Here is a 17,477-nt window from a genome sequence, read left to right on the forward strand (position 1 = left end):
GCAACCAAGACAAACGGCAATGTCGCCCGCCAGGGCGACGAGCCGAACCCCCACTCAAATCCGAGGAATATTCCGCAAATTAGACTTAGCCAACTCCAACATCTTCCCCACACCCCCACTCAACACCGTCTTACTAGCAGCCAAAGCAAACCCCCGAACCTGAGCCGCAGTAATATTAGGCGGAATAGACAACGCATTAGGATCCGTGACCACATCCAACACCGCAGGCCCGTCATGAGCCAAAACGTCCCGGATCCCGTCCCGAACCTCCCCAGGCTTCTCCACCCGCCGCGCATACAACCCAGCCGCCCGAGCAATCCCGGCGAAATCCACCTGATCGTGGTCGGTCCCGAACTCCGGCAACCCGTCCACGAGCATCTCCAGCTTCACCATCCCCAGCGAAGAGTTGTTGAACACCACCGCCTTGACCGGCAAGGCATGCGTCTTGAGCGTCAGCAACTCCCCCATCAACATGGCCAGCCCGCCGTCCCCGCACATGGCCACCACCTGCCGCCCCGGATCAGCCGCCTGCGCCCCGACAGCATGCGGCAACGCATTGGCCATGCTCCCGTGCACGAACGACCCCAGGATCCGCCTCCGCCCATTGGGCGTGACATACCGAGCAGCCCAGACGTTGCACATCCCAGTGTCCACAGTGAACACCGCGTCGTCCGCGGCCTCCTCGTCCAGCACGTCCGCCACATACTCCGGATGCAATGGAATGTGCCGGGAAACCTCGCTCGTATATGCGTCGACCACCCGCTGCAACCCGCGCTCGTGCTTCCGCAGCATGGCGTGCAGGAACGACCGGTCGTCCCGCTCGCGCAACCGAGGCAGCACGGCCCGGATCGTCGCCCCGACGTCTCCCTGCACCCCGAACTCCAGCACCGACCGGCGCCCCATCCGAGCCGGGTCGATGTCCACCTGCACGGTGTTCCGCTGCGGCAGGAAGTTGTCGTACGGAAAGTCCGTGCCCAGCAACAGCACGAGATCGGCCTCGTGCATCGCCTCGTAACACGCCCCGTACCCGAGCAATCCGCTCATCCCCACATCGAACGGGTTCGAGTACTGCACGAACTCCTTGCCCCGCAACGAATGCCCCACCGGAGCACCGACCGCCTCCGCGAGCGCGAGCACGTCGTCATGCGCGTCCCGGCACCCCGCGCCGGCCATGATCATGACCTTCTCCGCCCGGTCGATCCGCTCGGCCAGACGCGCGACGTCCGCCTCGGCGGGCACCATGGCGGGCGGGCTCCCCAGCGAAGCCGACTCCCCCGTGGCATGCGCGGCAGGCTCATGCGACACGTCCCCAGGCAGCACCAGCACGGCAGCCCCGCGCCGCCCGACCGCGTTCTGCACCGCGATCCGCGCGAGCCGCGGCATCTGCTCCGGCGAGCTCACCATCTCGCAGTAATGCGAGCATTCGGCGAACAACTGCTGCGGATGCGTCTCCTGAAAGAACCCCGTGCCGATCTGCGTGGACGGAATGTGCGACGCGATCGCCAGCACCGGAGCCCCGGAGCGGTGCGCGTCGTAAACCCCTTGCAGCAAATGGAGATTGCCCGGGCCGCAACTGCCCGCGCACACCGCGAGCCGCCCGGTGAGCTGCGCCTCGGCCGCGGCGGCGAACGCTCCGGCTTCCTCGTTGCGCACGTGCACCCAGTCGATGCCGCCGCGCGCGGAACCTCCGGTCCGGCGCACCGCGTCCACCACGGGGTTGAGGCTGTCGCCCACCACCCCGTAGATCCGGCGCACCCCGGATTGCACCAGAACGTCGATCAGCTGGTCGGCCACCGTTGCCATGCGTCTGCGTCCCTTCGTGAGCGTCCCTTCGCAGTCTGGCGCCGATCGGGCGAACCGCCACCGCATTGACAGATTTTATTGTCAATGGCACGGTGAGCAAGACCTACCCGAGGAGGAACGCCGCAGATGCCACGCGAGTTCGAGGTGCGCAAAGAGGTTCAGCTGCCCGCGGGACCCGAGGCCGTGTGGGACGCCGTCGCGAGCGGGCCCGGCATCGATTCGTGGTTCATGGGCCGCCACGAGGTCGACGCCGCGGCGAAGCGGGTCCGGTTCCGCCTCGGCGAAATGCGCACCGAGGCGGAGATCACCGCGTGGGATCCCCCGCGCAGGTTCGCCTATCGGGGCGAGGCGGCCGAGGACGGCACGTTCGACGCGATGGAGTTCCTCGTCGAAGCAGCCGAAGGCGGCACGTCGGTGCTGCGGTTCGTGCACCGCGGCTTCGTCCCGGACGGCTGGGACGACGAGTACCACGAGTCCTTCGCCGTCGGCTGGGAGATGTACCTGCACACGCTCGCCGAACTGCTGGCCCACTTCCCCGGCCGCTTCGCGACGTACGTGACCGCGGACGGCCCGGCCTCGTCGGCGAGCCGCGAAGCGTGGCCGAAGCTGCTCGCGGCGCTCGGGTTGCCCGCTGAACCCTCAGCGGGGCAAGCGGTCCGCTTCCGCGTCGGCGATGAAGCAGTCGAGGGCGTCCTCGATTACTTCACCCCGAACTACGCCGGGGTCCGCACCGAGGACGCCCTCTACCGGTTCCACGAACGGTCCCTGCTCGGCATGCCGGCCGCGGTCGGACATCACCTGTTCCGCCCGGACGTCGACGAGACCGCCGAAAGCGCGGCCTGGAGCCGCTGGCTCGCCGACGCGCTCGGCTGACGTCAGCGGCGGCGCAGCAGCAACGCCGCGCCGCTGGCCGCCACGACGACCCCGGCGATCACGTTGCCGGTCACCGCGCCGGCCGACGGCACTGTTTCGTCGCCGTAGCGGAGCAAGAACGGAGACACCGCGGCCCACGCCCCGAGCACCGGCAGCACCCAGGTCAGCGCCAGCGCGCCGGAATCCCGCGCCCGCATGGCGCCGAAAACGACGATCGCCAGACCGGCGACGGTGTTGCTCACCGCGAGTTCGGCGGCCCCGCCGAAGCGCAGCAGCCACGGCGCGGCGATCAGGTACAGCCCGGCGAGCACAGCGAGGCCCGCCGCGCCCCCGGAGACCGCGGTCTTGCCGGACATCGTGCTGGTGGACATCTCGGATCACCTCAGCAGATCTCGGTTCCACCCGTCGGGTACCCAGATTCCGGCCGGGGATTCACGCCCCCGCGGCGGCGCACGCCTCGCGCAGGCCGCGCCGCACCGGCGCGTCGATGCCGGACACCGCGAAAACCCGCAGCACGAGCGGCCTGGTCGCGACGATCGAAAGCGCGGGCCGGACGCGGCGCGTCTCTTCGAGCGCACGCAGCCCGGCACAGCTGAGATAGCCGACCCGGGACAGGTCCACCACCAGTTTGCCGCCCGCTCCGGAGGCGGCGGTCAGCGCGGAGCGGAACTGCCCGACCGACGCGATGTCGATCTCGCCCGCCGCCGTGACCAGCACGATGTCGCCGTCCCTCCGGCTGGTGAAGACGGTCAGACCGGCATCCCCGCGAACACCCATTGGCGGAACGGTACGCGTCCGCGCGGCGCCGGCAAACCGTCGTGCCCCGGCCGGGTGGGCACTTCGCCAGGCCCCGGTGGCCGCCGCGCTGCCCGGAGACCCGGCGAATGCGAAAATTCTCCCGGCACGCGGACCGGTTCGAGACACGCGTGTCCGAAATCCTGCGAACCCGGTCTATCCGGCCGGGCGAGCTGCTACGGTGCGGCCATGCCGAGTACCGCCCGGCAGGTCGTGATCCTCGGGTACCCCGACGCGGAACTGCTCGACATCGCCTGCGTGTCCGACGTGTTCGACACTGCCACCCGGCTCGGCGCGGCCCGGCCGTACGAGGTCCGGCTCGCCAGCGCCGACGGGCTGCCCTTCGCCTGCCAGTCCGGGCTCACGCTCGCCCCGCACGTCCGGCTCGACCAGGTCAGCGGCCCGCTCGACACGTTCGTCGTCGCGGGCGGGCTGGGCCACCAAGCCGCGGCGAAGGACGAACGGCTGCTGGCCCACGTGCGGCGGCTTTCGCAGCAGAGCAAGCGCACTGCGTCGGTCTGCACCGGCGCGGCCGTGCTCGCCGCCGCCGGGCTGCTGAGCGGCCGCCGCGCCACCACGCACTGGTCGCACGCGTCGCGGCTCGCCGAGCAGTACCCGTCGGTGACCGTCGATCCGGTGCCGCTGTTCGTGCGGCACGGCGACGTCTACACCTCCGCGGGAGTCACCAGCGGGCTCGACCTCACCCTCGCCCTCGTCGAGGAGGACCACGGCCCGACGCTCGCCCGCGAGGCCGCCCGGTCTCTGGTCACCTACCTGCAGCGGCCCGGAAACCAGGCGCAGGTGAGCATGTTCCTCGCCGGTCCGCCGCCGGAGCACCGGCAGGTCCGCGACCTCACCGCGTACGTCGCCGAGCACCTCGCCGACGACCTGGGCGCCCCCGCGCTCGCGAGCCAGGCGGGCATCAGCACCCGCCAGCTGACCCGGCTGTTCGACGCCCACCTCGGCACCACCCCGGGGAAATACGTCCGCACCGTGCGCGCCGAACACGCCGCCCGTCTGCTGGCCGGCACCGACCTCCCGCTCGCCGCCATCGCGCGCCGCTGCGGTTTCGGTTCCACCGAGACGCTCCGGCAGGCGTTTCTGGACCATTTCGACACTCCGCCCTCGGCTTACCGGCGAGTGCACCTGCGTTCTGCGCACGCCTGAACGAAACGCCCGCTTCCTCCCCCACCCGGGACAGGCGAACCGCGCACCGGGAGGGCAGGATGTCCGCCGTGGCACCGCACGACTACCCCGACCAGGACCCCGACGACACCGGCCCGCTGCCGCGAGTGCCGGGCGAGCCGCCGTCCTCCGCTGTGCCACCGCCCGTCCGGCCGGACGGACCGCGCCGGGCGCGCCGTGCCGAACCCGGGCGACCGGCGGCTCGCGAACCGGGACGGCAAGCGGACCGGCCCGGCAATTCCGAACGCAGCGCAGGACGTTCCGGCAACACCGACCACGGCGCCGAGCCCGGGCGATCTGCCGAGCGGCCCGAACGCAGCGGCGAGCCCAGGCGCTCCGGCGCACCGGGTCGCCGAGACGGACGACTCGGCGAACCCCGCCGTCCCCGTGCCACCGCGCCACGACCCCCGCAACCCGGCACCCCGCGCTCGGCGCAACCGGGCACCCCGCGCTCCGCCGATTCCCGCAGCGGCGCCCAGTCCGGCGAGCTGCGCCTCCCCCGCCGCACCGGCGACACCCCGCCTCCGGCCACGCGCCGCCGTCCCCCGGCCCGCCCGCCCCAGTCCGAAAAGGACACTCCGGAATCCGCTGCGGCCAAGGAAACTCCGCAGCCAGCGGGACACGGCCACGGTCACGGGCACGGCCACGGCCCGGCCGCCCCGGCGTCGCAACGAGTCCGCAAGCTCCTGGTCTGGCTCCTCGCCCCGCTCGCGCTGGCGACCGTCGTCGGCATGATCGTCCTGTACCCGTGGGGCAGCTCCCTGCCGAAAAGCGCGGTACCGCAAGGCACGCCGGTCCAGGCGGCGATCACGACCGCGACGTCCGGCCCGTGCCTGCAGCCAGGGCAGGTGCAGGTCGGCTCGCAGCCGGACCCGAACGCGAAACCGTGCCTCACCGTCGACCTGCAGATGTCCGACGGCCCGGCGGCCGGGAAACCGGTGCGGCTGACCGTGCCGATCGAGCCGAGCACGCCGAGGTTCACCGCGGGCGACAAGGTCGTGCTCGCCTACAACGGCGGCAATCCGCTCGATCCGCAGTCGTTCACCCTCGTCGATTTCCAGCGCGGCACGCCGCTGGTGCTGCTCGCCGCGCTGTTCGCGATCGCCGTGCTCGTGCTCGGCCGATGGCAGGGTTTGGCCGCGCTGGTCGCGCTGGTGCTGAGTTTCGTGGTGATCGTCCTGTTCGTGCTGCCCGCGATCCTCGCCGGGGAGAACCCGCTGGTCGTCGCGATCGCCGGGGCGGGCGCGATCATGTTCCTCGCGCTGTACCTGACGCACGGCCTGTCGGCGAGAACCTCGGTCGCCGTGCTCGGGACATTGGTCAGCCTCGCACTGATCGGGATCCTGTCGGCGATCTTCTCCGCCGCCGCGTCGCTCACCGGACTCGACGACAGCACCACGACGCTCATCGCTTCGCTCGGCCACGGCATCGACGCGCGCGGCCTGCTGCTGGCCGGAATCGTGATCGGCGCGCTGGGCGTGCTCGACGACGTGACGATCACCCAGACCAGCGCGGTGTGGGAACTGCGGCGGGCCAACCCGTCGCTCAGCTGGCGCGAGCTGTACCGCTCCGGCCTGCGGATCGGCCGCGACCACGTCGGCTCCGCGGTGAACACGCTGGTGATGGCCTACGCCGGGGCCGCGCTGCCGGTGATGCTCTACTCGGCGATCTCCGGCGTCGGCCTCGGCTCGTTGCTCGGCAGCGAGGACATCGCCGCGGAGATCATCCGGACGCTGGCGGGGTCGGTCGGCATCGTCGCGGCGGTGCCGGTGACGACGGTCCTGGCCGCGCTGATCGCCGCCCGCGAGCCGGTCGAGCACCTCATCAGCACCACGAAACCCGCTGAAGCACACTAGCCACACGCGGCCTGACCCGGTCGGGCGCGGACGTCGCGGATGAGGTACGAAGACCGCGACCCCCGCGACCCGAGGAGGGGCTGTGTTCTCAGCCGTCCTGGCCGGACCCCGAGTCACCGTGCACCTGATCCGCCGCCTGTTCGCGTCGGTGCTGGAAGCGGCCGAAACGGTCCCGCGGATCGCCGCCGCGCTCGACGAGGTCCGCGCGACGCTCCGCCACCTCGAGCGGCTGCTCTCCTATGTCGCCGAGGAACTTCCCGAACTCGCCGACCAGCTGGACCGCATCCGCGCCCGCGTGGACAGCTTGGAAGAACGCGGCCGCGAGCACGCCGGACGCGAGTAACCCCTCGGAGCAACCGCCCGAAGCCGACCGAACCGCGGGATCGCGTCGGCGTCTGGAGGAGCGGTGTGACCGCCCCCAGGCGGGCATACCGCTCCTCCAGACGCCGACTTGAAGGCGATCCCGCACGCGACGGCGAAGCCGGCGCCGAATTACAGAGTTGCCACGAAGCGGCTGACGGCTTCCATCGGGAACCGCTGCAAGTACTTCCCCGACGGAGCCGCCGAAGCCAGCCGGTACAGCGGCCGCTCCGCCACCGCGTCCCCGCGGGCCTCCGCGCGCAGCTCGGCCACCAGCAACTCCGAAAACACCAGCCCGTTCGCCTCGGTGTTGTTCAGCACCGCGTCCGCCAGCCGGCGCAGCTGCAGCGCTCCCAGCTCCCGGCCGCCGGTCCCGGAAAAGACCGCGAGGTCGAGCTTCACCGCACGCCGCCGTTGTCCCGCGTTCACCAGCAGCGCCACCGTCCGGGTACCGCGCACGTCGCTGATCACCACGTCCAGCCGCGGCGCCTCCAGCAGGTCCACCCGCCGGACGCCCCACGTGCGCACCACCAGCGTCGTGCCCTCCAGCCAGATCCGGCGGCGGAACGCGTAGAGCACCACGTAAATCAGCGGCAGCGCGACGACCGCCGCCACGATCAGCCCGGCCAGCTGCCCGCCGATCAGCCCGGCGATCCCGCCGAACGCCGCGGCCAGGATCAGCACGCCGAAGACGCCCGACCAGGCGCGGCGGCGGCGCAGCTTCGGCTCGTCGGCGAACAGCGGCAGGCGTTCCTCCGGTTTGCCGGTCACTGCCCGGCTCCCGGCACGAAGGGGTTGGCGGCGCGCTCGCGGCCGATGGTCGTGGCCGGTCCGTGGCCGGGCAGCACGACGGTGTCGTCGGCGAGCGTGAGCAGTGTGCGCAACGAATTCTCCAGATCGGAGCCGGATCCGCCGGTGCGCCCGACCGATCCGGCGAAAAGCGTGTCCCCGGTGAACACCAGCCTGCCACCTTCGCCGGTCTCGACGGTGAACGCCACCGAACCCGGCGTGTGCCCGGGCAGCGGGAGCACCCTGACCGTCAGCCCGGCCGCTTCGGTCTCGCCAGGAGCGAGCGGTTCGAAGGGCCCGTCGTACCAGTCGCCGTCGCCCGGATGCAGCCGCAGCGGCACTCCGTGCGCCCGCGACAGCTCGGCGGCCGCGCCCACGTGGTCCGGATGGCCGTGGGTGGCGAGCAGCGCGACCGGCGTCAGGCCGTGCTCCGCCAGCGCTTCGGCGAGCGGCCCGGCGGCTCCCTCGCCCGGGTCGACGACGAGACACGGACCCCCGGCGGCGGGGGCGAGCAGATAGCAATTCGAGCGCAGCGGACCCGCGGCGAACCCGGCGACGAGCACCGAACCCTCCTCCCCGGAAGCGACCTTGATCACGACCCGGTGAAGACTAGCCGCCCCTGTACGGAGTCCTCACAGGCTGTGCCCATACACTGCCGCTACCTCAGACGTGTGACTCCGAGCGGAAACTGGAGGGCGGGTGGCGACCAACCAGCAGCGCCGTGAAGCCGCGAAGCGCAAACTCGAGCGGCAGCTCGTGCGCCGGGCCGAACAGGCGAAGCGACGCAAGATCGTGGGCGCTGGAGTGGTCGGCGGTGTGGTCCTCATCGTCGCCGGTCTCGTGGTGTGGATCGTGAACAGCGGCGGCAGCGGCGACCAGCAGGCCACGCCGCCGCCGTCCAGTTCCGCGCCGCCGGTCCCGAGCGTCACGAACATCCCCACCGAGCGCACCGCGCTCCCCAAGCGCTCCAAGGCGCTGCCGAACCCGACGACGTGCTCGTACGCGGCCGATACCAGCGGGAGGCCGCCGTCGGCGAAGAAGGTCGCCGTGCCGGACGGCAAGAACGTGTCCTCGTCCGGGACCGTGAACTTCACGCTGAAGACCACCCAGGGCGACATCCCGATGACGCTGGACCGCTCGCTCGCGCCGTGCACTGTGCAGGCGATCGAGAGCCTCGCGAAGCAGGGCTTCTACACCGACACGATCTGCCACCGGCTCGGCGTCACCGGCCTGCAGATGCTGCAGTGCGGCGACCCGGACGCGAAGGGCGACATCACGACCGACGGCACCGGAGGCCCTGGCTTCACCGTGCCGGACGAGTTCATCGACACCGCGAAGTACGGCCGCGGCATCCTCGCGATGGCCAAAGGCACCGCGCCGAACAGCGGCGGCAGCCAGTTCTTCATGGTCTACGGCGACGCCCCGCTGGACCCGGCGTACTCGATCTTCGGCAGCATCTCCGACGAGGGCCTGAAAGTCCTCGACAAGATCGCGAGGAACGGCATCGGCACGGTGAGTCCGCGCGACGGGACCGGCGAGCCCAAGCAGCCGGTCAAGATCACCGCGGTCACGGTTTCCTGAGTTGACCACGCGAGTCGAGATCGGCGGGGCCGCTCCGGGCGCCGCCGATCTCGCCGCTGCGGCGACCAGCTACGGCCACTTCACCGCGATGCAGGTCCGCGACGGACGGGTCCGCGGCCTCCGCTTCCACCTCGACCGGCTCGCGGCGAACACCCGCGAGGTGTTCGGCAGCGACCTGGACACCGACCTGGTCCGCCGTTACGTCCGGCGGCTCGTCGCCGGGCAGGGCGACCTGTCGGTCCGGGTGATCATTTTCTCGCGCTCCTCGCCGCACGACCCCGTGATGACGCCCGAGATCCTGGTGCGCACCGCGCCGCCCGCCTACCCCGTCACCACGCCGATGCGGCTGCGATCCGTTGCGTACCAACGGGATCTGCCGCACGTGAAGCATCTCGGCAGCTTCGGCCTCGCGCACCATTCGCGCGCGGCCGCCCTCGCCGGCTACGACGACGCGGTGTTCCTCGCCGCCGACGGCCGGATCAGCGAGGCGACGATCTGGAACGTCGGCTTCCTGCGCGGCGGGACGATCGTGTGGCCGGAAGCCCCGGTGCTGCCGGGGATCACCTACCTCGTGCTCGCAGAACAGCTGCGCGCGGCGGGCGTGCCGCAGGAGACGCGTCCGGTGTACCCGGCGGAGCTTCCGGAGTTCGACGCGATGTTCGTGACCAACTCCGCCACCGTCGGCCGCCCCGTCGCCTCCGTTGACGACGTCCGGCTGCGCACCTCCGCCGTCGCCGCGAAACTGCTGACCGAGGCGTACGAAACCGCGCCCTGGGACGAGATCTGACGCAGCTTCCGGCCCGCGATGCTCCACCCAGACGTTGGGCTCGACGTACACCGCCCGGTCGGGTTGTGCTGCATGAAGACGGCCACGACCGGTCGAAATCGGCGTGGTCGACCGTCCGGAACAGCTCCGGGGTGCCGGCTGCGGGGATGGATTTTCAGCGCCACAGGCCCCGGCTCGCCGAGCAGTCAACCGGTTGCCGTGCCGGTCAGCGGTAGGTGAACTTCGGCGCGCGCCGGTTCAGGAACGCGTCCACGCCCTCCGCGTAGTCCTCCCCGTGCAGCGCGGCGAGCCGGATCTCCTCGACCTCGTCGTCGGTCCGCTCCTGCCCCGCCGCGATCTTCTCGATGATCCGGTTCATCCCGCGGACCGAGGCCTGCGAGCGTCCGCACAGCGTCTCGGCGAACCGGGCCGTCGCGGTTTCCAGGTCCGCGGCCGGGAAGACGTCGTTGACCAGCCCGATCTCGCGCGCCCGGGTCGCGTCGACGAGTTCGCCGGACAGCAGGAAGTACTTGGCGTGCGCCGGGCCGACCAGCGACACCAGCTGCCGCGTCGAGGCGAAGTGGTAGACGATGCCGAGTTTGGCCGGGGTGATGCCGAAGCGCGCGTCGTCCGCGGCGAACCGGAAATCGCAGGCGACCGAGAGCTGGCAGCCGCCGCCGATGCAGTTGCCCTGGACCATGGCGATCGTCGGCTTGCGCAGCGCGGTCAGCGCCGCCACCGCGCGGTCGACCGCCTCGTCGTATTTCGCGGCGGCCTCGGCGGTCGAGCGCAGCTCGCGGAACTCGCCGATGTCCGCGCCCGCGGAGAAGTGCCGTCCGGCCCCGGTCAGCACGAGCACCTTCAGCTCGGGATCGGCCTCGACCTCGGCCGCCACGCCCGGGATCGCCGCCCACATGCCGCGGGTGATCGCGTTCATCTTCTCCGGGCGGGAAAACGTCAGCCGGGCCACGGCGCCTTCGCGGGTGAACTCGAGTCCGTCCGTCATGCCCAGCACCCTAATGCGCGCCCCCGACAATTCTGTTGTGGGACAGATCACCGGTCTAGCCGGACAGCCGCGCCGTCAGCTCGCCCCGGCTGCGCACCCCGACCTTGCCGAACACGGATTTAAGGTGGTCCTGGACGGTGTTCGCGGAGATCCCGAGCCGCGCCGCGATGTCCGAAGTGGACAGTCCGGAAAGGACTTCCCGGCACACGTCGCGTTCGCGCGCGGTCAGCCGGTAGGCGGCCAGCAGGACGTCCAGCAGCTCCCCTCCGGTGGCCCGGCGGATCGTCACGGCAACGTCGCGGGCGTCGTCGTCCGAGACCAATCTGCTGGCCTGCAACACGATCCAGCCGCCGCGCGCGTCGCGGACCCGGGCCCGGAACGTCCCGCTCGCCGCCGCTTGCGCCCCCACCGCGACCGCGCGCAGCAGCACCGCGAACCGGCCGTCGGCGATTGCGTCCAATTCGGACTCCCACGCGCCGGCCCCCTCGGTCGCCCCGCGCCGCCGGCCGTCCGGGCCGACCACGACGATCGCCGGCTCCGCCTCCGGAGCCACGCCCCGCGCCAGCGCCGCCACCCGGGTCGCAGCCGCCAGCGTCGGCCCGATCGAGGTCAGGAACTCCACCTCGCGGTCGCTGAACTCGCCGCGGCGCACCAGTCCCGCCGCCGCCCAGCACACGCCGTCCGCGCGAAATCCGACGCGCAGTTCGCTCTCCAACCCGAGCGGCCGCCACACCTGCGCCCACCGCCCGCTGCGCTCGCGCTCGCGACGCGGCAGATCGGAAAGCCGCGCCACCGGCACCGAGCGCCGGGCGAGCTGCGCGAAGGTATGCGGCTCCGCGCCGTCGTACTCATACGTCGCCAGCAGCGGCTCGTACTCCCCCGGGATGCGCGCGCGGCCGCTGGTCATCGAGCTGATCACGGCGGTGTCCGGATCCAGCGACGCCCAGCAGGTCAGCTCCGCGGGCACGATCCGGTCGACCAGGTCGATGGCCGCGGAGTGCAGCTCGGCGACGCCGCACCCGGTCGCGGCGAGAGCCGCCAGCTCCCGCCGTACGCTCTGCGCCCGGCCTTCCCACACCCGACGAAGTATGCGCGCGCCCCTCCCCCGCCGGTATCCCTGATTTCCGGGATGGTCCCGGCACTGCGGCGTTTCTACTTTCGAGGGCATGACCATCCACCTCAGCACCGCGGGCGAAGGCCCGGAATTGGACACCCAAGACGCGATCGCGACCGTGAAAGCGTCCGCCGCGGACACCGGCGGCTACGAATTGTTCGAGATCGACGCCTCGCGCGGCCCCGCCGTCCCGCCGCACGCCGACCCGTGGACGAAGGGCTTCTACGTCCTGTGCGGCCGGATCACCGTCTGCGTCGACGGCGAACTCCACGACCTCGGCCCCGGCTCCTTCGTGCACATCCCGGCAGGCACCCCCAACACCTTCACCGTGCATACGCCGCACGCGAAGTTCCTCGTCTTCACCCCGGACGACGCGATGGGCCGGTTCTTCCGCGAAATCGACGCCACCGTCCCGTCCTCCGCCCCCTGGCCGGACGCGGTGCCGCTGCTCGGCGACATCGCCGCCCGGCACGGGGTTTCGTTCGAAGAGCCAGCACGGTGAACGCCGTCGCGCAGATCCTCGCCGGGATCGCCGTTCTCGTGCACCTGCTGGCCTTCACTTGGGAAGTGCTGCTCTTCGAACGCCCCGGCGTGCACGCGGGCATTTTCCGGATCCCGGCCGAAAACCTGCCCGCCACGCGGCTCTGGTCGTTCAACGTCGGCTGGTACAACCTGTTCCTCGCCGCCGGACCGGTGACCGGCCTGGTGCTGCTGCACACCGGCGACGCCGCGGCCGGACGCGTGCTCGTGCTCTACAGCTGCGCGTTCATGACGCTCGCCGGGATCGCGCTCGGCGTGTCCGACCTGCTCGCGCTAAGCCGGCCGCGCGGTGCGGGACGCGCCGGGGCGCTCGCCCAGGCACTCCCGCCGCTGGCCGCGCTGGTCGCGACGGCGTTCTGAATTACGAAGCCGAAGTCACCCGGTACACGTCGTACACGCCCTCGACCCCGCGCACGACCTTCAGCACGTGCCCGAGGTGCTTCGGGTCGCCCATCTCGAACGAGAACCGGCTCACCGCCACCCGGTCGCGCGACGTCGTCACCGAGGCGGACAGGATGTTCACCTTCTCGTCCGCGAGCACCTTCGTGACGTCCGACAGCAGCCGGTGCCGGTCGAGCGCCTCGACCTGGATCGCCACCAGGAACACCGAGGACGACGACGGCGCCCACTCCACCTCGACCAGCCGCTCCGGCTGGGTCCGCAGGTCGTCGGCGTTCGTGCAGTCCGTGCGGTGCACGCTCACGCCGCCGCCGCGCGTCACGAAACCGAGGATCTCGTCGCCCGGCACCGGCGTGCAGCAACGCGCCAGCTTCGCCCAGACGTCGCTCGCGCCCTTGACGATGACGCCGACGTCGTTCGAACCGCGGCGGCGCGTGACCGTGGACGGCGTGGCCCGTTCGGCCAGCTCCTCCTCGGCTTCCTCGACCCCGCCGATCAGCGCGACCAGCCGCTGCACCACGTGCTTCGCGCTCGTGTGGCCCTCGCCGACGGCCGCGTACAGCGAAGAGATGTCGCCGTGCCGGAGTTCGGTGGCGACCGAGCCCATCGACTCCGCCGACACGAGCCGCTGGATCGGCAGCCCGACCTTGCGGATCTCCTTGGTGATCGCTTCCTTGCCCGCGTCGATCGCCTCGTCGCGGCGTTCCTTCGCGAACCACTGCCGGATCTTCGCGCGCGCCTTCGGCGAACCGGCGAACTGCAGCCAGTCGCGGCTCGGCCCGGCGCTTTCCGCCTTGGACGTGAAGATCTCGACGACCTCGCCGTTCTCGAGCTTCCGTTCGAGCGCGACCAGCCGGCCGTTCACACGGGCGCCGATGCAGCGGTGGCCGACCTCGGTGTGCACCGCGTACGCGAAGTCCACTGGCGTCGAATCCGCGGGCAGCGTGATCACGTCGCCCTTCGGCGTGAACACGAAGATCTCGCGCGCGGCCAGTTCGTAGCGCAGCGATTCGAGGAAATCGCCCGGGTCCGCGGCCTCGCGCTGCCAGTCGAGCAGCTGCCGCATCCACGCGATCTCGTCCAGCTCCATCGCGTTGTTGCTGGCGTGCGTGCCCTTGGTTTCCTTGTACCGCCAGTGCGCGGCGATGCCGTACTCGGCGGTCCGGTGCATGTCGTAGGTGCGGATCTGCACCTCGAGCGGCTTGCCGTCCGGCCCGATCACCGTGGTGTGCAGCGACTGGTAGACGCCGAACCGCGGCTGCGCGATGTAGTCCTTGAACCGCCCCGGCACCGGCTGCCACAGCGCGTGCACCACGCCCATCGCGGCGTAGCAGTCGCGCACGTCCTCGACCAGGATCCGCACGCCGACCAGGTCGTGGATGTCGTCCAGGTCGCGGCCGCGGACGATCATCTTCTGGTGGATCGAGTAGTAGTGCTTCGGCCGTCCCTCGACCTTCGCGGTGATCCGCGACGACACCAGGTTGTTCGTCAGGTCCGCGATCACCTTGCGCAGGTAGGTGTCGCGCGAGGGCGCGCGGTCGGCGACCAGCCGCACGATCTCGTCGTACTTCTTCGGCTGCAGGATCGCGAACGCGAGGTCTTCCAGCTCCCACTTCACCGTGGCCATGCCGAGCCGGTGCGCCAGCGGGGCGAGCACCTCGAGCGTCTCGCGCGCCTTGCGGGCCTGCTTCTCCGGCGGCAGGAAGCGCATCGTGCGCATGTTGTGCAGCCGGTCGGCGAGCTTGATGACCAGGACGCGCGGGTCCTTCGCCATCGCGATCACCATCTTGCGGATGGTCTCGGCTTCGGCTGAGGTGCCTAGCTTGACCTTGTCGAGTTTGGTGACGCCGTCGACCAGCTCGCCTACCTTGTCGCCGAAGTCCGCCTTCAGCTGTTCCAGGGAGTAGCCGGTGTCTTCCACCGTGTCGTGCAGGAGAGCGGCGACGAGGGTGGTGGTGTCCATGCCCAGCTCGGCCAGGATGGTGGCGACCGCGAGCGGGTGGGTGATGTACGGGTCGCCGGACTTGCGGCGTTGTTCGCGGTGGAGTTCTTCGGCTACGTCGTAGGCGCGTTGGAGCTGGCCCAGGTCGGAGTTGGGGTGGAGTTCGCGGTGGATGACCGCCAGGGGTTCCAGGACCTGTTTGACCGGGGCCGCTCGCTGGGCGGTGATGCGGCGGGCCAGGCGCGCGCGGACGCGGCGGGTCGCGGAGGGGTTGGGCGCGGCTCCGTTGGCCCGGGTCCCGGCGTCGGCGGTGGCGCCGCCCCGGGCGGGGGTGGCTCCCGTCCGGGCGGGGGCGGTGCCGCCTTTCGCGGGGACGTTGGCGTCGAGCTCTTGGCTCACCCGCACCTCCAGCTGCTTCGTGCGGCCTCGAACCTTCAGGGTAACCGGTTGCTCTTTCGGCGGGGGCGGTGACGTGCCGTTGCGGCTCGTCGCCTGGCGGCGACATTGCGCATCTCTGGGTTGCGTGGGGCACCCCGAAGTTTGATTGTGCTGACGGTTCGGGGGTGCTTGTCAAGGCGGGAAAGATGCCTTGACAAGCACCCCCGAACCGCAGGGAGGCTTCGTATCGGGGTTGGGGGGAGGGCTGGGTGCCACGCTGGCTGGGTGCGGCGGTGCGGTTTCAAGCCGTGAGGGGAACGCGTCTGGTGGGTTAGACGGTGCGTAGTGCTTGGACTGTGCGGCCGTCCAGGGTGGAGCGTCCGTTGAGGGCGGCCAGTTCCAGTACTACTGATACTCCGGTGACTGTTGCGCCTGCGTCTTCCAGGAGTTTCGCGGTGGCTGCCACGGTGCCGCCGGTGGCCAGGACGTCGTCCATTACCGCGATTCGCTGGCCCGTTTTCACTACGCCTGCGGGGAGTTCGACGCTTGCGGTGCCGTATTCCAGCGAGTAGTCCACGCGTCCGGCGACTGACGGGAGTTTGCCGGGCTTTCGGACCAGCACCACGCCCATGCCGCGGGAGTAGCCGACGGCCGCGGCCAAGAGGAAGCCGCGGGCCTCGACTCCGGCCACCAGGTCGGCGGCCGGGTCGAGGGTGGCTGCCAGAGCGTCGGCGACCGCGGCGAAGCCGGGGCCGTCGGCGAACAGCGGGCTCAGGTCGCGGAACAGGACGCCGGGTTCCGGGAAGTCCGGGACCTCGGCGATCAGGTCCAGTGCCTCGTCGAGCTTCATCGGGGTCAGCGCTTCTTCTTCCCCGACGGACGCTGCTTCGGGTGCCGGGCCGGGACGCCGGCCGCGGCGGCCATGGCCTTTTCCTTGCGGAGTTCGGCGGCCAGCTGCTCCTCGTCGTTGGCGTCGAAGTCGTCGTCCGCTTCGCGCTTCGCGGCCTTCGCGCGGCGGGCCGCCACTCGCTCGGCCTGCTGCCGGTACTGCGGGTCGCGCATCTTGAAGTCGACCAGCAGCGGCGTCGCCAGCGCGACCGACGACAGGACGCCCACCAACGTACCGGTGAGCTGCACCAGCGCCAGGTCCTGCAGCGTGCCCGAGCCGAGCAGGACGTAGCCGACGATCAGCAGGCCCAGGATCGGCAGCAGGGCGATGAACGCGGTGTTGAACGACCGCATCAGGGTCTGGTTCAGCGCCAGGTTCGCCGCCTCCGCGTACGTGCGCCGCGAGAGGCCGAGCAGGCCGCGGGTGTTCTCCCGGACCTTGTCGAACACCACCACGGTGTCGTACAGCGAGAACCCGAGAATCGTCAGCAGGCCGATCACCGTCGCGGGCGTGACCTCGAAGCCCACGAGCGAATACACGCCCGCGGTGACCACGATGTCGTGCAGCAGCGAGATGAGCGCCGCGAACGCCATCCGGGTGTCGAAGTAGATCGCCAGGAAGATCACGACGGCGACCAGGAACACGGCGAGCGCGATCAGGGCCTGGCGCGAGATCTCGTCGCCCCACGAAGCGCTCACCGCGCTGTCGCTGATCGCCTGTTCGCTGGACTTGCCGTTGCTGCCGATCGGGCCCAGGTCCTCGAAGATCTGCTTCTTGACCTTCGCGACCTGGTCCGCGGTCAGCGTTTCGGAGCGGGTCTGGATCGTCGCCGCGTTGCCGGTGCCGACCGTCTGCGTCTCCGCCGGAGCCTCGCCCAGCGCGGTGTTGAACGACTTGATCACCTGGTCCTGGGTGATCTGGCCGTGCGAACCGTGCGCGGGCAGCTGGATCTGCGTGCCGCCCTCGAACTCGATGCCCACGTTGAAGCCGCGGAAGACCATCGAGCCGATGCACACCAGGAGCAGCAGCGCGAAGAAGATGTACCAGCGCTTGCGCGAGCCGACGATGTCGACCGCGCCGGTGCCGACGTAGAGCCGGTGGAAGAAGCTTTCCTTCTTGCCGGGCTTGGCCGCGGTGGCAGCGGTGCTGCCCGAGCCGTTCGAGCCCTCCGGGCTGTCCGACGTCACGCCTGCGGTTTCGT

18 protein-coding genes are annotated in these 17,477 nt (G+C 70.8%); 8 read left to right on the forward strand and 10 right to left on the reverse strand.

Features of this window, described 5'->3' with window-relative positions:
• Positions 1 to 54: 54 nt before the first annotated feature.
• A complete protein-coding gene (locus CU254_RS21375; protein ID WP_009079278.1) occupies positions 55 to 1,803 on the reverse strand; it encodes a pyruvate dehydrogenase in 1,749 nt (582 codons plus the stop codon).
• Positions 1,804 to 1,929: 126 nt separating this feature from the next.
• Between CU254_RS21375 and CU254_RS21380 the strand changes: the two genes are divergently transcribed.
• Complete coding sequence (locus tag CU254_RS21380) at positions 1,930 to 2,676, forward strand: SRPBCC domain-containing protein (protein WP_009079280.1); 747 nt, start codon at positions 1,930 to 1,932, stop codon at positions 2,674 to 2,676.
• A gap of 2 nt (positions 2,677 to 2,678) precedes the next feature.
• On the opposite strand, the gene CU254_RS21385 is transcribed toward CU254_RS21380, so the two are convergent.
• Positions 2,679 to 3,047: an SPW repeat protein gene (locus tag CU254_RS21385; protein ID WP_009079282.1), complete on the reverse strand. Its 369-nt coding sequence runs from the start codon at positions 3,045 to 3,047 to the stop codon at positions 2,679 to 2,681.
• 61 nt (positions 3,048 to 3,108) lie between these two features.
• On the reverse strand, positions 3,109 to 3,453 hold the full coding sequence (locus tag CU254_RS21390; RefSeq protein WP_037714388.1) for an STAS domain-containing protein: 345 nt from the start codon (positions 3,451 to 3,453) through the stop codon (positions 3,109 to 3,111).
• 207 nt (positions 3,454 to 3,660) lie between these two features.
• On the opposite strand from CU254_RS21390, the gene CU254_RS21395 reads away from it, so the two are divergent.
• From CU254_RS21395 to CU254_RS21405, 3 genes are all read left to right on the forward strand, one after another.
• Entirely contained in the window at positions 3,661 to 4,638 is a 978-nt protein-coding gene (locus CU254_RS21395) for a GlxA family transcriptional regulator (RefSeq protein ID WP_009079286.1), read from the forward strand.
• A gap of 59 nt (positions 4,639 to 4,697) precedes the next feature.
• Positions 4,698 to 6,512, forward strand: coding sequence for a YibE/F family protein (locus CU254_RS21400; RefSeq protein WP_078560826.1), 1,815 nt, complete (start codon positions 4,698 to 4,700; stop codon positions 6,510 to 6,512).
• Between the two features lie 82 nt (positions 6,513 to 6,594).
• Complete coding sequence (locus CU254_RS21405) at positions 6,595 to 6,855, forward strand: hypothetical protein (RefSeq protein ID WP_009079292.1); 261 nt, start codon at positions 6,595 to 6,597, stop codon at positions 6,853 to 6,855.
• Positions 6,856 to 7,004: 149 nt separating this feature from the next.
• Here CU254_RS21405 and CU254_RS21410 read toward each other — a convergent pair whose 3' ends face one another.
• Positions 7,005 to 7,643, reverse strand: coding sequence for a hypothetical protein (locus tag CU254_RS21410; protein ID WP_009079294.1), 639 nt, complete (start codon positions 7,641 to 7,643; stop codon positions 7,005 to 7,007).
• Positions 7,640 to 8,224 carry an MBL fold metallo-hydrolase gene (locus tag CU254_RS21415; protein WP_037717644.1) on the reverse strand — a complete coding sequence of 195 codons (585 nt, stop codon included), beginning with the start codon at positions 8,222 to 8,224 and terminating at the stop codon, positions 7,640 to 7,642. The genes CU254_RS21410 and CU254_RS21415 overlap by 4 nt, the downstream gene beginning before the upstream one ends.
• A gap of 136 nt (positions 8,225 to 8,360) precedes the next feature.
• Here CU254_RS21415 and CU254_RS21420 point away from each other — a divergent pair, with 136 nt between their 5' ends.
• Both CU254_RS21420 and CU254_RS21425 read left to right on the forward strand, forming a co-directional pair.
• Positions 8,361 to 9,242 (forward strand): peptidylprolyl isomerase, encoded by an 882-nt coding sequence (locus tag CU254_RS21420; RefSeq protein WP_009079297.1) that lies wholly within the window; start codon positions 8,361 to 8,363, stop codon positions 9,240 to 9,242.
• Between the two features lies 1 nt (position 9,243).
• Entirely contained in the window at positions 9,244 to 10,029 is a 786-nt protein-coding gene (locus CU254_RS21425) for an aminotransferase class IV (RefSeq protein WP_009079298.1), read from the forward strand.
• A 205-nt stretch (positions 10,030 to 10,234) separates the two neighbouring features.
• Here the strand turns inward: CU254_RS21425 and CU254_RS21430 are convergent, their stop codons facing one another.
• Both CU254_RS21430 and CU254_RS21435 read right to left on the reverse strand, forming a co-directional pair.
• A complete protein-coding gene (locus tag CU254_RS21430) occupies positions 10,235 to 11,014 on the reverse strand; it encodes an enoyl-CoA hydratase/isomerase family protein (RefSeq protein WP_037714390.1) in 780 nt (259 codons plus the stop codon).
• Between the two features lie 55 nt (positions 11,015 to 11,069).
• Positions 11,070 to 12,092, reverse strand: coding sequence for a LuxR C-terminal-related transcriptional regulator (locus tag CU254_RS21435; RefSeq protein WP_009079301.1), 1,023 nt, complete (start codon positions 12,090 to 12,092; stop codon positions 11,070 to 11,072).
• A gap of 88 nt (positions 12,093 to 12,180) precedes the next feature.
• On the opposite strand from CU254_RS21435, the gene CU254_RS21440 reads away from it, so the two are divergent.
• Both CU254_RS21440 and CU254_RS21445 read left to right on the forward strand, forming a co-directional pair.
• The gene (locus CU254_RS21440; RefSeq protein ID WP_009079303.1) at positions 12,181 to 12,630 is read left to right on the forward strand and encodes a cupin domain-containing protein; all 450 of its coding nucleotides are present in this window, start codon (positions 12,181 to 12,183) and stop codon (positions 12,628 to 12,630) included.
• Positions 12,627 to 13,028, forward strand: coding sequence for a DUF1304 domain-containing protein (locus CU254_RS21445; RefSeq protein ID WP_009079305.1), 402 nt, complete (start codon positions 12,627 to 12,629; stop codon positions 13,026 to 13,028). Before CU254_RS21440 ends, CU254_RS21445 begins: the two co-directional genes overlap by 4 nt.
• A 1-nt stretch (position 13,029) precedes the next feature.
• Here the strand turns inward: CU254_RS21445 and CU254_RS21450 are convergent, their stop codons facing one another.
• The 3 genes from CU254_RS21450 to secF all read right to left on the reverse strand — a co-directional run bounded on the left by CU254_RS21450 (position 13,030) and on the right by secF (position 17,463).
• Positions 13,030 to 15,408, reverse strand: a complete 2,379-nt coding sequence (locus CU254_RS21450; protein WP_100267096.1) for a bifunctional (p)ppGpp synthetase/guanosine-3',5'-bis(diphosphate) 3'-pyrophosphohydrolase — start codon at positions 15,406 to 15,408, stop codon at positions 13,030 to 13,032.
• A gap of 310 nt (positions 15,409 to 15,718) precedes the next feature.
• Positions 15,719 to 16,237, reverse strand: coding sequence for an adenine phosphoribosyltransferase (locus tag CU254_RS21455; RefSeq protein WP_009079309.1), 519 nt, complete (start codon positions 16,235 to 16,237; stop codon positions 15,719 to 15,721).
• Between the two features lie 5 nt (positions 16,238 to 16,242).
• Complete coding sequence (secF, locus tag CU254_RS21460; protein ID WP_037717648.1) at positions 16,243 to 17,463, reverse strand: protein translocase subunit SecF; 1,221 nt, start codon at positions 17,461 to 17,463, stop codon at positions 16,243 to 16,245.
• Positions 17,464 to 17,477 lie beyond the last annotated feature (14 nt).

The sequence above is a fragment of the Amycolatopsis sp. AA4 genome (assembly GCF_002796545.1).
Classification (GTDB): Bacteria; Actinomycetota; Actinomycetes; order Mycobacteriales; family Pseudonocardiaceae; genus Amycolatopsis.